Consider the following 13715-nt stretch of genomic DNA (forward strand, 5'->3'; position numbering starts at 1 on the left):
ACTCAGAGGGACCCGGAGGTTTTGACGTCGACGCCGTCCGCGATCATGCGGACCAGCAGGCGGCCGATGCAGCGATGGACGTTGTTGAACAGGGAAGGGCTCGCCCTCAGCGCGTCGAAGTCGAACACGCTCTCCTCGTCCCAGTAGCGCATCAGCGCGTAGCGGTCGAAGAGTGGCACGCCGTTCGAGCGCGCCACCCAGCGCAGCGTCGAGACATAGGGCGAGACGTCGAAGGCGAAGTCGGTGCGCGGTGAATATTGCGGGCTGATCAGCACGACGTCGACATTTGCCGCGCGGGCGATGCTGAGGCCGGTATCGACGCCAGCGCCGAAGTCGTCGACGTCGACGCCTCGAATGGCGTCGTAGGTGCCGGTCTGCCAGATGAGCAGCGCCGGCTTGCTCTGGGCGATGAGGGCGGGCAGCAACGAGACGATCGCCTCGGCGGTCAGGCGCGGCTCGGAATGGGTGACGACCTCGACATTGCCCTCGGGGTAGCGGGCGACGAGGCCGGCCTTGATGTAGGTCTGGAAACTGCGGGGCATTCCGTCTGCGCTTTTGCCATCCGCGGATTTGCCGTCGGCGGGCTTGCCGCCCGCGGTCACGGCGGGCGGGGTGCCCACCGGCGTCTTGGCGGCGCTGTTGAGCACCAGGATGGTGGTCGGTGTGCGCTGCTTCAGCGAGGCGGCGAGGAAGGGCAGCCGGAAGCCGGCGCGGAGCAGCGTCGCCGGAGCGGAGCAGGCGGGCTCCTCCGCCGCGCGCACGGGAACGCCCGCCGCGACCAGCAGCGCGAAAGCGAGCGAAAAAACCAACCCCGTGCGTGCCACTCTCGACCGCGCGTTTGCATCATCCCTTGCGCGCGGCATGCACGCGCTCGACGCGAGCATACCACGACAGCAGGATGGACAGACCAACCATAAGCATGATGCCGGTGACGCTGAGCAGGATCTGCATAGAAAGCGTGCCGACGATCTCGTTGAGCACGAAATGTGCGGCGAAAGAAAGGAAGACCCCGAAACAGAAGATCTCGAGCGAGTTCTGCCCGCACAGGATCATCGGCCGCAGCAGCGGCGAGCGCAGGCCGGACCATTGCTCGGGAACGAGCCGCACCACGACGATGGCCAGCGCCAGGAAGTGCAGCAGCCTGAGCGGGGCGAGGTCGGTCTTGCTGATCGGGTAGATCCATTCGCCGATGCTCTCGGGTACCAGCCCTTCGAGCGGAGGCCACCACCAGCTCACCACCACCGCCAGCGAGACGAGGAGATAGGCGAGGGCGGCGGTGAAGACGAGGCGCGACTGCACGAGGAAGGACAGCCGGTCGCTGCCGCCGATGCCGCACCAGGCGCCGAAGGCGAACAGGAACTGCCAGGCGAAGGGGTTGAAGAACCACATGCGGTCGTCGGGATAGCCCGGCAGGTTCCAGCCGAGCTGGCCGGCGCACAGATGGAGGACAAAGGAGGCGAGCAGCGTCAGGTCGGACCGCCGCTTGAGGCACCAGAGCACGAGCGGAAAGCTCGCCATCAGCACGATGTAGAGCGGCAGCACGTCCATGTTGGCCGGGCGGAACTTCAGGAGCAGCGCCTGCACCAGCGCCACGTCCGGCTCGGAGAGGAATTGCAGCGCGCCCATCTCCTCGGCGTAGAGCGGATTGGAGAAGCGGCCGATGACGTAGGAGATCTCGGCGAGGTAGACGACGAACAGGAAGATGAAGGCGACGTAGAGCTGCCAGGCCCGGCGCAATATGCGCGCGGAGGTGACGAAGCTGCCGTGCTGCTCCATCTGCCGGCCATAGACCATGGCGGCGGTGTAGCCGGAGATGAAAACGAAGATCTCGGTGGCGTCCGAGAAGCCGAAATTGCGGGTTGTGAACCAGTTCAGCACGTTGTTCGGGATGTGGTTCAGGAAGATGAACCACAGCGCGAGGCCGCGGAACAGGTCGAGCCGCAGATCGCGCCCACTGACGGCGGGCGCGGTCTCGGGAACATTCGGCTCCGCGGCGCCGGGTTCCTGCGGCGCGGGGACGGCGGCGGTGGGTGGCGCAGCCGCGTCGGTCTCGGGCGAGGACGCGGGCCGGTAAGCGGCGCTGATGGCGGCTCCGGCCTGTGCCTCCTTCCTCATCCCGACGGGCGTGCGCGCGTCCACCTGCCCTCCGTCACTTCTTGAGGCGCAGACCGAGCAGCAGCACGGCGACGCCGTTGAACAGCAGGTCGATGCCGAGGAAGAGGCCGAGGATCCAGACCGAGTTCACCGGCCAGCGGATCATGATCTCGATGCCGAGCAGCAGCGTGATGGCGGCCGAGAAGGCGAGCCAGCCCCAGCCCTCATGCGGACGGAGCTGGAAGGCGGCGATGCCGCGGAAGATGCCGGCGACGACGAGCGAGACGCCGAGCACCAGCGTGAACACGCCGGCCGCCAGCAGCGGGTTGTTGAACACCATGGCGCCGGCGACGAGATAGAGCACGCCGGCGAGCAGCCAGAAGAAGAATGCGCCCCAGCCCTTCACGCCGAAGGCATGGAAGATCTGGCCGACCCCGGCCACCGCCATCATCACGCCGATATAGAGCACCGACACCAGCGTGCCGAGCATCAGATTGGCGAGGGCGATGAGGCCGGCGATTATCATCAACGCGCCGAGCGCGACGAACCATCCCCATTTGGCGCGCAGCGTGCTCAATTGTCCGGCAAGCGAGCCGGCCGGCGTCGGCGACAGCGAATCCGTCGGAAGAGACATTGGACTGATCCCCAGTGTGCACGTCCGGCAACCGGCGAAACCAGAACGCTTCTGGCCGACCTCTGTTCCGGGCGACTCGTCCCATGCGAGCGGCGCCATGTTACAGCCGGACCATCGGACGGTCTGTAGGTGGTTCACAGGATCGCCGACCAAGGAGGAGAGAAGATGGCCGAGGCAGAACTCTTCGCGGACATGGCCTTCCCTGCCGCTTCCGCCGTGCCGGCGCGGCGCCTGAAGGCCCGGCTCGCGCGGCTCCTCGTCGCCGACGGGGAAGGATTCGCGACGCGGGACGTGCCGCGGCTGGCGCTCGAGCTCGACGGCATTCCGGGCGACCGGCACCACGGCGCTTCGCGGCCGGCGGATTCGCGTGTGCCGTGGTATCCGCGCGGCGCGCCGATCCGCAACAGCCGGCAGGTGTCGATGGTGGCGGCGGACGAGCTCGGCGAGGTTGCCCGCCGGCTCGCCATCCCCGAGCTCCGGCCGGAATGGATCGGCGCCAATCTGGTGGTCGAGGGCGTGCGGCGCCTGACGCTGCTGCCGGCCGGCACGCGGCTGCATTTCCCCGGCGGGGCGGCGCTGGCGGTGGAGGGCGAGAACGCGCCGTGCCGCCATGCCGGCGCATCGGTCGCAGCCGCGCTCGGTCTTGGTGGCGATGCGGCGGCGCAACTGGCGCTGGCCTTCGTCGAGGCGGCGCGGGGCTGGCGCGGGCTGGTCGGCTGGGTAGAGCGCGCGGGCGAGATCATCGCCGGGGACGAGATCAGCCTGCGCGTGCCGGCCCAGCGACTATGGCGCGGGTAGCGTCCCCGGCGCGAGCCCCATCTCGGGAGGCAGACGAAAATGCCCGGCGCGAGGCCGGGCATTGGATCGTCTCAAGTCCAGCAATCGCCGGAGATCACCGGGTGGCAACGCCGCCGGGATCGGTGCCGGGCAGCGGCTCGGGCGTGCTGGCCGCAGTCTTGGCCGGCGGGTTGCCCGGGAGCACCACCACGCGGGTGCCGATCTTCACCTTGTCGTACAGGGCCTCGACATCCTCGTTGAGCATGCGGATGCAGCCCGAGGACATGAACTGGCCGATGGTCGAGGGCTGGTTGGTGCCGTGGATGCGGTAGATGGTGCCGCCCAGATACATGGTGCGCGCGCCGAGCGGGTTGCCCGGGCCGCCGGCCATGAAGCGCGGCAGATAGGGCTGGCGCTCGATCATCTCCGCCGGCGGACGCCAGTCGGCCCATTCCTTCTTACCGGAAATCTTCTCGGTGCCGGCCCAGGTGAAGCCCTCGCGGCCGACGCCGATGCCGTAGCGCTCGGCCTTGCCGCCGCCCAACACGTAATAGAGATAGGTGTTCGGCGTATCGATGATGATGGTGCCGGCCGGCTCCTTCGACACATAGTCGACGACCTGGCGCTTGAGGTTGGCCGGCAGCTCCTTAGGCGGGCCTTCCTCGGGCTGGTCTTCCGGCGGCAGCATCGCCACCGTCGAGCCGTTGGCGCCCGAGGCGCTGCTGTCGTAGCCGCCGCCATAGGGCGCGGCCGAGCTGACGGGGGCTGGAGGCGCATAGCCGCCATTCGCCGGCGGCTGGGCCGGATAGGCGGCCTGCTGCTGCGGCGCCTGCTGATAGGTGGGCGCGTTGCCGTAGGGCGAACTCATGCCCGCCGGCTGCTGCCCGGAATAGGCGCCTGCCGGATAGCCGGAACGCGAATAGCTCGGCGGCTGGGTCGCGGCCGGCGGAGCCTGATTCGGAGCGCCATAGCCCGGCGCCGGCGCGGCGGCGACCGGCGGCGCGTAGACGCCGCCCGGCTGCGCATAGGGCGCGTTCGCGGGCGGGGCGGCGACCGGGCCGGTCGATGCGGAGGTTCCATAGGGATCGTAAGCGGCCGGAACCTCGACATTGTCCGCCGGCGGCGCGTAGGTCGGCTCGGCGCTCTGCTCGGGCGGATAATACTGGGCGCTGGCGACCCCGATCGATGCAACCATCGAGAGGGCGACGGCGGAGGCGAAACCAAGGCGAAGGGCCATCATCGAGCCTGCGTTCACTGTTCCGGAGTGTTGTTGACCTTGCAGATGACGCAGGAACAAGGCGGGTTCAAGACCAGAACTGCCCTGTCTGTGTCACGGATGTGTCAGATATGCGTACAGCGCAGAGGCGATGCAGGCCTGCAACACTCCTGCCGCCTGTGCCGCCTTCATTAACCCAGTCTGCCGACGCTCCATTAACCAAAGCTTGCTTGCTCGCCGCTTTCGCGCCTTTGCCGCCAGCCGACCACCGCCTCGGGGATCGCGTCGGTCGAGGCGAAATAGGGCTTGATGTCGAGCAGCGGCGTGCCGTCGAGGCAATCGAGGCCGACCACCGAAAGGTGGTTGCCATCGATGCCGAGCAGACGCACGGCGCTCATCGCGATCGGATTCGGCCGTGCCGGCGAGCGCAGCGCAAACGTGCCGCGCCCCGTCCCATAATGGCGGGGTGTCTGGACGAGCAGGTCGCGCGGCGCACGGTCCATGAAATAGAGCAGCCAGAGATGCGTCGTGCCGTCGAGGTCCTTCAGCGCGGGCGCGAAGGCGGGATCGAGCTCGACGGTGCAGACGGCATCCGATTCGCGCCCGTTCTTCGGGCAGGCGGCGCGCTCGGTCCAGGGCGTGCGGATGCGGCCGATGAAATAGAGTCCGGCGTCGAAGGAGGGCGGCAGGTCGACGGCGATCTCGCCGGGGCGGGGGCCGAACTCCGGGTAGGGACCGGCGCCGGGGGGCGCTTCGTCGTCTGCTTCCATGTCGCCCGCTCCCATCGGCCTGATCGTGCTCATCGTCCATCCGCACGGATACGGGTCGCGCAGTCAGCCCTTGCGCAGTTGATCGAAAAGACATAAAGATATCTTTATATCTGTTTTCGAGGCCGCCGTGTCCGGATCGCTCCTCAGTTTCGCGCTGCTGCTCGACGGCCTCAAGGCGGCCGGCGAGGATACGCGCCTGCGCCTTCTGGCGCTGATGAGCGAGGGCGAACTCACGGTCTCCGAGCTTACCGACATTCTCGGCCAGTCGCAGCCTCGGATTTCGCGCCATCTCAAGCTTCTGGCCGAGGCGGGGCTGGTCGAGCGGTTCCGCGAGGCGAGCTGGGTGTTCTACCGCCGTGCCACCGACGCGCCCGGCGCCGCGCTCACCGACGCCCTGATCGCGCTCATGGATTTCGACGATCCCGTGCTCGCCCGCGACCGTGAGCGGCTCGCCGAGGTGCGCGCCGCCCGCGCCGCCCATGCGCAGGCCTATTTCCGCGCCCATGCCCATGAGTGGGACGCCATCCGCCGCCTGCACGTGCCGGAGGCGGAGGTCGAGAGCGCCATCCAGAAGATACTGCAAGGCGTTGAAATCTCGTCGCTCCTCGATCTCGGCACCGGCACGGGCCGCATCCTCGAATTATTCGCTGGCGAGATCGAGCGCGGCGTCGGCATCGATCTGTCGGCCGACATGCTGGCCGTCGCCCGCGCCAATCTGGAGCGCGCGGGAGCCCGGAACTGTACGGTGCGGCAGGGGGATATCTACAATCTCGCGCTGCCGCGCGACGCCTTCGATGTGGTGATCGTGCATCAGGTGCTGCATTTCCTCGAGGATGCACCGCGCGCTTTGAGAGAAGCGGCGCGGGTGCTCCGGCCCGGCGGGCGGCTGCTGGTGGTCGATTTCGCGCCGCATGACCTCGAATTCCTGCGCGAGGAGCAGGCGCATCGCCGCCTCGGCTTCGCGCCGGAGACCGTCGAGGGCTGGCTCGCCGGCGCCGGGCTGGCGCCGCAGGCGTATCGACAGCTCGCCCCGCAGGCGGACGGCAAGCTCACCGTCTCGCTCTGGCTCGCCCGCGATCCGCGCATTCTTCTCGCCGAAGGCGAAAACACCAATAAGCATAAGGAGGTCGCCTGATGTCGTCCGAGGTGGAGCGCCGCAGCCGCCGGAGTGGCGGGCGGCCGATATCCGTGTCCTTCGAGTTCTTCCCGCCGAAGACGCCGGAGATGGAGGCGACTCTGTGGAATTCGGTGACGCGGCTCGCACCGCTGGCGCCGAAATTCGTCTCGGTCACCTACGGCGCCGGCGGCTCGACGCGCGAGCGCACCCACGCCACGGTCGAGCGGATCGTGAAGGAGACGCGCCTCGCTCCCGCCGCCCATCTGACCTGCGTCGCCGCCTCGAAAGCAGAGGTCGACGAGGTGGTACGCGGCTATTGGGATGCCGGCGTGCGCCATATCGTGGCGCTGCGCGGCGATCCGCCGGGCGGCGTCGGCCATGCCTATGAGCCGCACCCGCAGGGCTACCGGACCTCGGCCGATCTGGTGGCCGGCCTGCGGCACATCGCCAATTTCGAGGTGTCGGTCTCGGCCTATCCGGAAAAGCATCCCGAAAGCCCGTCCTTCGACACCGATCTCGACATCCTCGCCGCCAAGGTCGAGGCCGGCGCGAGCCGGGCGATCACCCAGTGCTTCTTCGATAACGACCTCTATTTCCGCTATCTCGACAAGGTGCAGGCGCGCGGCATTGACGTGCCGGTGGTGCCGGGCATCCTGCCGGTGAGCAATTTCAAGCAGGCGAGGAACTTCGCTGAGAAGACCGGCACTTATATGCCGGCCTGGCTTGCCGGGCGGTTCGAGGGGCTCGACGACGATCCCGAGACGCGCAAGCTGATCGCGGCGGCGGTCGCGGCCGAGCAAGTGTTCGACCTCGTCGACCGCGGCGTGACGGAGTTCCACTTCTACACGCTGAACCGCGCCGACCTCGTCTACGCGATCTGCCACCTGCTCGGCGTGCGCCCGCCGCTCGCCGTGGAGGGGCAGGCAGCGGCGTGAGGGTCTAGGTCCCCTCACCCCAACCCTCTCCCCGACGGGCAGAGGTCGGCTCGAAGAGCCGGGTGAGGGGGCGTTGAGCGATCGAATTGAGAGAGCCAGACGTCTGCGCCGAGACCAGACGGAAGTCGAACAGCTCCTCCGGTCGCATCTTCGGGATCGGCGGCTGGACGGTTGGAAGTTTCGACGGCAAGCACCAATTGACTGCTTCTTCGTCGACTTCCTCTGCCCCGACGCCAAACTGGTGATCGAACTCGACGGTGGCCAGCATACCGACGAGAACGACGCTGAAAGGACACGGATGATCGAAGCCTGTGGCTATCTGGTCATCCGTTTCTGGAATAACGACGTACTGACGAACATAGACGGCGTTCTACTGCGCATTCTTGAGAACCTGCGCGGTGGCACCCCTCACCCCCACCCTCTCCCCGTCGGGGAGAGGGAGTAGAAAGTGCTCCGCCATGGCTGACGCCGCGATCCAGTCCGACACCTTTGCCGCCCTCCGTGCAGCCGCTTCCGAGCGCATCCTCATCCTCGACGGCGCCATGGGCACGATGATCCAGCAGCTCAAGCTGGACGAGGCCGGCTATCGCGGCGAGCGTTTCAAGTCGTGGAACCGTGACCTCAAGGGCAACAACGACCTGCTCAACCTCACCCGGCCCGAGGCGGTGCGCGACATCCATCTCGCCTATTTCATGGCCGGGGCGGATATCGTCGAGACCAACACCTTCTCCGGCACCACCATCGCCATGGCCGATTACGGCATGGAGAGCCTCGTCTACGAACTGAACTTCGAGGGCGCGCGGCTCGCCAAGGAGGCGGCCAAGCTCGCCGAGGCGAAAGACGGCCGCCGCCGCTTCGTCGCCGGCGCCATCGGTCCGACCAACCGCACCGCCTCGATCTCGCCGAACGTCAACGATCCCGGCTTCCGCGCCACCTCGTTCGACGAGCTGGCGACCGCCTATGGCGAGCAGGCCGGCGCGCTGATCGACGGCGGCGCCGATGTGCTGCTCATCGAGACTATCTTCGATACGCTGAACGCCAAGGCGGCGGTCTTCGCAATCGAGCGGCTGTTCGAGGCGCGCGGCATCCGCGTGCCGGTGATGATCTCCGGCACCATCACGGACTTGTCCGGGCGCACGCTGTCGGGCCAGACGCCGGCGGCGTTCTGGAATTCGCTGCGCCATGCGCAGCCCTTCTCCATCGGCCTCAACTGCGCGCTCGGCGCCAAGGAGATGCGTGCCCATATCGACGAGCTGTCGCGCATCGCCGACACCTTCGTCTGCGCCTATCCCAATGCCGGCCTGCCCAACGAGTTCGGCCTTTATGACGAGAGCCCGGAGGCGATGGCGAAGCTGGTCGGCGAGTTCGCGGCCTCCGGCCTCGTCAACATCGTCGGCGGCTGCTGCGGCACGACGCCGGACCATGTCGCCGCGCTGGCGAAGGCGGTGGCGCCGCACAAGCCGCGTGCACTGCCGGAAATCGAGCCGCGCCTGCGGCTCTCGGGGCTGGAGCCCTTCGAGCTGACGCCGAACATTCCGTTCGTGAATGTCGGCGAACGCACCAACGTCACCGGCTCGGCGCGCTTCCGCAAGCTGATCACCAATGGCGACTATACCGCCGCGCTGGCGGTGGCCCGCGACCAGGTGGAGAACGGCGCTCAGGTCATCGACGTCAACATGGACGAGGGCCTGCTCGATTCCGAGAAGGCGATGGTGACCTTCCTCAACCTGCTCGCCGCCGAGCCGGACATCGCCCGCGTGCCGGTCATGGTCGACAGCTCCAAGTGGAGCGTCATCGAGGCCGGCCTGAAGTGCATCCAGGGCAAGGGCATCGTCAATTCGATCTCCATGAAGGAGGGCGAGGACGCCTTCCGGCACTACGCGCGGCTGGTGCGCGCCTATGGCGCCGCCGTCGTCGTCATGGCCTTCGACGAGAAGGGGCAGGCCGATACCTATGAGCGCAAGGTGGAGATCTGCTCGCGCGCCTACCGCATCCTGACCGAGGAGGTCGGCTTTCCCCCTGAGGACATCATCTTCGACCCCAACATCTTCGCGGTGGCGACCGGCATCGAGGAGCATGCCGGCTACGGCGTCGCCTTCATCGAGGCGACGCGCGCCATCCGTCAGCAGCTTCCGCACGCCCATATCTCGGGCGGCGTGTCGAACCTGTCCTTCTCGTTCCGCGGCAACGAGCCGGTGCGCGAGGCGATGCACGCCGTGTTCCTGTATCACGCCATCGGCGCGGGCATGGACATGGGCATCGTCAATGCCGGCCAGCTCGCGGTCTATGACGAGATCGAGCCGGAGCTGCGCGAGGCCTGCGAGGACGTGGTGCTGAACCGCCGCGAGGATTCGACGGAGCGCCTTCTCGCCATCGCCGAACGATTCCGGGGCGGGGGCAAGGAGAAGAAGGAGGCCGATCTCGCCTGGCGCTCATGGCCGGTCGAGAAGCGGCTGGAGCATGCGCTCGTCAACGGCATCACCGAGTTCGTGGAGGTCGACACCGAGGAGGCGCGCCAGTCCGTCGCCCGGCCGCTGCACGTCATCGAGGGGCCGCTGATGGCCGGCATGAACGTGGTCGGCGACCTGTTCGGTTCCGGCAAGATGTTCCTGCCGCAGGTGGTGAAGTCGGCCCGCGTGATGAAGCAGGCGGTGGCCTATCTCATGCCCTTCATGGAGATCGAGAAGCAGGAGATGGGCCTGACCGACGCCCCCGCCGCCGGCAAGATCCTGATGGCGACGGTGAAGGGCGACGTGCACGACATCGGCAAGAACATCGTCGGCGTCGTGCTTCAGTGCAACAACTACCAGGTGATCGACCTCGGCGTGATGGTGCCGGCGGCGAAGATCCTCGAGGTCGCGCGCACCGAGAAGGTCGACGTCATCGGCCTGTCCGGCCTGATCACGCCCTCGCTGGACGAGATGGTGCACGTCGCCTCCGAGATGGAGCGCGAAGGCTTCGAGGTGCCGCTGCTGATCGGTGGCGCCACGACCTCGCGCGTCCACACGGCGGTGAAGATCGCCCCGCAATATGTGCGCGGACCGGCGGTCTATGTGACTGACGCCAGCCGCGCGGTGGGCGTCGTCTCCAGCCTGCTCAACGACAATGCGCGCGCCGACTATGCCGCCAATGTGCGGGCCGAATACGCCAAGATCGCCGACGCGCATGCCAGGAGTGACCGCAACAAGGTGCGCGTGGCGCTGGAGGATGCGCGTGCCAACCGCTTCGCGCCGGACTTCTCCGCCTATCGGCCGCCGGCGCCGAGTTTCGTCGGGACGAAGGTGTTCGAAGCCTACGACCTCGCAGAGCTGGTGCCCTATATCGATTGGACGCCGTTCTTCCAGTCATGGGAGCTGGTCGGCACCTATCCGGCGATCCTCGACGATCCCAAGGTCGGTGTGGCGGCGCGGGCGCTCTATGACGACGCGCGGCGGATGCTCGAGAAGATCGTCGCCGAGAAGTGGCTGGCGGCTCGCGCGGTGATCGGCTTCTGGCCGGCCAACGCGGTCGGCGACGACATCCGGCTCTACGCCGACGAGACCCGTCTCGCGCCGCTCGCGACGCTGCACACGCTGCGTCAGCAAATGGCGAAGAGCACCGGGCGCGCCAATTTCGCACTTGCCGATTTCGTCGCGCCGGAGGCGAGCGGCCTGCCGGACTACGTCGGCGGCTTCTGCGTCTCGGCGGGCTTCGGCGAGCAGGAGCGCTCGGACGCCTTCAAGGCCGCGCATGACGACTATTCCTCGATTCTTCTCAAGGCATTGGCGGATCGTCTTGCAGAAGCGTTTGCGGAGCGCATGCATGAGCGGGTGCGCAGGGAGTTCTGGGCTTATGCACCGGATGAAGCCCTTGATAATCAGAATCTGATTCAGGAAGCCTATCGCGGCATCCGGCCGGCGCCGGGTTATCCGGCACAGCCCGACCACACCGAAAAGGCTACCCTTTTCAAGCTTCTGGACGCGACGGCGAAGATCGGAGTTGAACTCACCGAGAGCTTTGCCATGTGGCCCGGGGCGGCGGTGTCGGGGCTTTACTTCTCGCATCCGGACGCCGCCTATTTCGGGCTCGGCCGGATCGAGCGGGATCAGGTCGAGGACTATGCCCGACGCAAGGGCATGAGCGTCGAGGAAGCGGAGCGTTGGCTTGCGCCGAACCTCAATTATGATCCGGCGAGCCTGAAGGCGGTCGCGGCCGAGTGAGGCCGGCGAAACGGAAGTGGCAGTGAGGTCATGGCAGTGCGGACGGGGCGGACCTTCCACAGGGTCCTGAAGTGGGGGCTCCTCGTCCTTATCGTCTGGGCCGCTGCCGCCTATGTGCTGCTGCCCATCGCCTGGACCCACTACGAGCATCAGCCGAAGCTCGCCGACAGGCCGATGGTGACGCGCACCGGGCAGGGCATCCCCGGCGACCCGATCAATGTCGGGCTGGTCGGCTCGAAGGCCGACATCATCCGCGCCATGTACGCCGCCGGCTGGCGGCCGGCCGATCCGGTGACCCTGCGCTCCAGCATCGAGATCATCGGCTCGGTGCTGCTCGACCGTCCGGACCCGCAGGCGCCGGTCAGCCCGCTCTATTATGACGGCCGCATCGAGGACCTCGCCTTCGAGAAGGAGATCGGCCGCAGCGCCGACCGGCGCGACCATGTCCGCTTCTGGCAGGTGCTGGAGAAGGGCGAGGAGGGGCGGCCGATGTGGCTCGGCTCGGCCACCTATGACCGCGGCGTCGGTCTCAGCCACTATACCGGGCAGGTGACGCACCATATCGGCCCCGACGTCGACGCGGTGCGCGACCTGCTGATCGACGATCTCAAGGCCGCCCATATGGTGCAGGCGACCTATCAGGTGACGGGCGTCGGCCCGACGCTGAACGGCCGCAACGGCGGCGGCGACCGCTACTACACCGATGGCGAGGTGTGGATCGCCCGGCTGATGCCGAACGGCGAGACCAACCCGAAGCCGCCGGAAGTGATTCCTCCGCCGGCTCTGGTCGGCTTCAAGGATGCAGTCTGGCAGGGCCTTGCGGGCCTCGCCGGCTCCTGATCGGGCGGTCCGGCCTCACTGGGAGGCCGGCTGCCAGATGGTGGCGACGGCGGTGTCGACCGGCTTCGGCAGCAGGCCCGCCTCGAGGAAGACGTCGGCGATCTTCTGCTGCTCGGAGAGGCCGGCCTTGGTGACGGCGCCGACGGCATAGCTGCGCCGGCCATTCGCTACCTCGATCGCCGCGGCGTCGATATTCCAGAGCCCTGCCAGCAGCGCGGCGGCGTCCTTCGGATTCGCCTTCACCCAGGCGCCGGTCGCCTTGAGCTTGTCGAACAGCACGGCGAGCACCGGCGCGCCCTCCGCCGCGAAGGCCTCCGAGGCGAGATAATAGCGCTTGTAGTTGGCGAGGCCGCCCGAGCCATCGGCCAGCACCTTCGCGCTGGACTGCGCCTGCGCGGTGGCGAGGAAGGGGTCCCACGCCACCCAGGCGTCGACATTGCCGCCGGCGAAGGCGGCGCGGCCGTCGGCGGGCGCGAGATAGGCGGGATCGATGTCCTTGAAGGACAGCCCGCCCTTGGCGAGGGCGGCGATCAGCAGATAGTGGCTGCCCGCCCCCTTGGTCACGGCGACGCGCTTGCCCTTCAGGTCGGCGAGGCTCGTGATAGCGGAATCCTTCGCCACGAGGATCGCCTGCGCGGTGGGGGAGGCCGCCTCCTCGGCGTAGAAGACCAGCTTGGCGCCCGCGGCCTGCGCGAAGACCGGCACGGTGTCGGCGACGTCGGCGCTGACGTCGATCTTGCCGATGTTCAGCGCTTCGAGCAGCGGCAGGCCGCTGGTGAATTCGTGCCAGGTCACCTTCACGCCGAGCGGCGCCAACGCCTTCTCGAGTTCGCCATTGGCCCTCAAAATGGCGATGAGCGTCGAGGAGCGCTGATAGCCGATCCTCACCGTATCGGGCGGCGCGGCAATGGCGCCGCCGAGACCGAAGCCAAGGCTCACGCCAAGGCCGAATGCGGCGCCAGCCATATGCAGCACGGAACGGCGGCTGGGCCTGACAAGCAGGCGCGCCTGGGGCGGAAGGCTCATCGCGAAATCTCCTAATAGTTCATCGAAAAAATAGTCTAATTGGAAATACGTAAATGCCAAGAGCCAGCCGGCTCCGGCACGCGTCAATGGCTGGAGATGGTCCAAAC

12 protein-coding genes are annotated in these 13715 nt (G+C 67.5%); 6 read left to right on the forward strand and 6 right to left on the reverse strand.

The window, feature by feature from the left end; genetic code table 11:
* Positions 1 to 2: 2 nt before the first annotated feature.
* From U742_RS0100190 to U742_RS0100200, 3 genes are read right to left on the reverse strand one after another with little or no spacing between them, the layout of a single operon-like run.
* A complete protein-coding gene (locus U742_RS0100190) occupies positions 3 to 809 on the reverse strand; it encodes an SGNH/GDSL hydrolase family protein (RefSeq protein WP_029348843.1) in 807 nt (268 codons plus the stop codon).
* A 34-nt stretch (positions 810 to 843) separates the two neighbouring features.
* Positions 844 to 2139, reverse strand: a complete 1296-nt coding sequence (locus tag U742_RS0100195; RefSeq protein ID WP_248310216.1) for an OpgC family protein — start codon at positions 2137 to 2139, stop codon at positions 844 to 846.
* A 10-nt stretch (positions 2140 to 2149) separates the two neighbouring features.
* Positions 2150 to 2728 (reverse strand): HdeD family acid-resistance protein, encoded by a 579-nt coding sequence (locus U742_RS0100200; RefSeq protein ID WP_038360076.1) that lies wholly within the window; start codon positions 2726 to 2728, stop codon positions 2150 to 2152.
* Positions 2729 to 2893: 165 nt separating this feature from the next.
* On the opposite strand from U742_RS0100200, the gene U742_RS0100205 reads away from it, so the two are divergent.
* Positions 2894 to 3526 carry an MOSC domain-containing protein gene (locus U742_RS0100205; RefSeq protein ID WP_029348848.1) on the forward strand — a complete coding sequence of 211 codons (633 nt, stop codon included), beginning with the start codon at positions 2894 to 2896 and terminating at the stop codon, positions 3524 to 3526.
* A 94-nt stretch (positions 3527 to 3620) separates the two neighbouring features.
* Here the strand turns inward: U742_RS0100205 and U742_RS0100210 are convergent, their stop codons facing one another.
* Complete coding sequence (locus tag U742_RS0100210; RefSeq protein ID WP_038360150.1) at positions 3621 to 4742, reverse strand: L,D-transpeptidase family protein; 1122 nt, start codon at positions 4740 to 4742, stop codon at positions 3621 to 3623.
* 194 nt (positions 4743 to 4936) lie between these two features.
* Positions 4937 to 5491, reverse strand: coding sequence for a tRNA (N6-threonylcarbamoyladenosine(37)-N6)-methyltransferase TrmO (gene tsaA, locus U742_RS0100215; protein ID WP_051660753.1), 555 nt, complete (start codon positions 5489 to 5491; stop codon positions 4937 to 4939).
* 127 nt (positions 5492 to 5618) lie between these two features.
* Here tsaA and U742_RS0100220 point away from each other — a divergent pair, with 127 nt between their 5' ends.
* The 5 genes from U742_RS0100220 to U742_RS0100245 all read left to right on the forward strand — a co-directional run bounded on the left by U742_RS0100220 (position 5619) and on the right by U742_RS0100245 (position 12582).
* Positions 5619 to 6626 (forward strand): ArsR/SmtB family transcription factor, encoded by a 1008-nt coding sequence (locus tag U742_RS0100220; RefSeq protein ID WP_029348853.1) that lies wholly within the window; start codon positions 5619 to 5621, stop codon positions 6624 to 6626.
* Positions 6626 to 7543 carry a methylenetetrahydrofolate reductase [NAD(P)H] gene (gene metF, locus U742_RS0100225; protein WP_029348855.1) on the forward strand — a complete coding sequence of 306 codons (918 nt, stop codon included), beginning with the start codon at positions 6626 to 6628 and terminating at the stop codon, positions 7541 to 7543. The genes U742_RS0100220 and metF overlap by 1 nt, the downstream gene beginning before the upstream one ends.
* A 73-nt stretch (positions 7544 to 7616) precedes the next feature.
* Positions 7617 to 7988 (forward strand): endonuclease domain-containing protein, encoded by a 372-nt coding sequence (locus U742_RS22725; protein WP_081852742.1) that lies wholly within the window; start codon positions 7617 to 7619, stop codon positions 7986 to 7988.
* Between the two features lie 13 nt (positions 7989 to 8001).
* Complete coding sequence (metH, locus tag U742_RS0100240; RefSeq protein ID WP_029348859.1) at positions 8002 to 11742, forward strand: methionine synthase; 3741 nt, start codon at positions 8002 to 8004, stop codon at positions 11740 to 11742.
* 30 nt (positions 11743 to 11772) lie between these two features.
* Positions 11773 to 12582, forward strand: coding sequence for an LssY C-terminal domain-containing protein (locus U742_RS0100245; RefSeq protein WP_029348861.1), 810 nt, complete (start codon positions 11773 to 11775; stop codon positions 12580 to 12582).
* Between the two features lie 15 nt (positions 12583 to 12597).
* Here the strand turns inward: U742_RS0100245 and U742_RS0100250 are convergent, their stop codons facing one another.
* The gene (locus tag U742_RS0100250; RefSeq protein ID WP_248310217.1) at positions 12598 to 13608 is read right to left on the reverse strand and encodes an aliphatic sulfonate ABC transporter substrate-binding protein; all 1011 of its coding nucleotides are present in this window, start codon (positions 13606 to 13608) and stop codon (positions 12598 to 12600) included.
* Positions 13609 to 13715 lie beyond the last annotated feature (107 nt).

Origin of the sequence: Allobosea sp. 117 (assembly GCF_000702305.1) — a bacterium.
Lineage (GTDB): Bacteria > Pseudomonadota > Alphaproteobacteria > Rhizobiales > Xanthobacteraceae > Ancylobacter.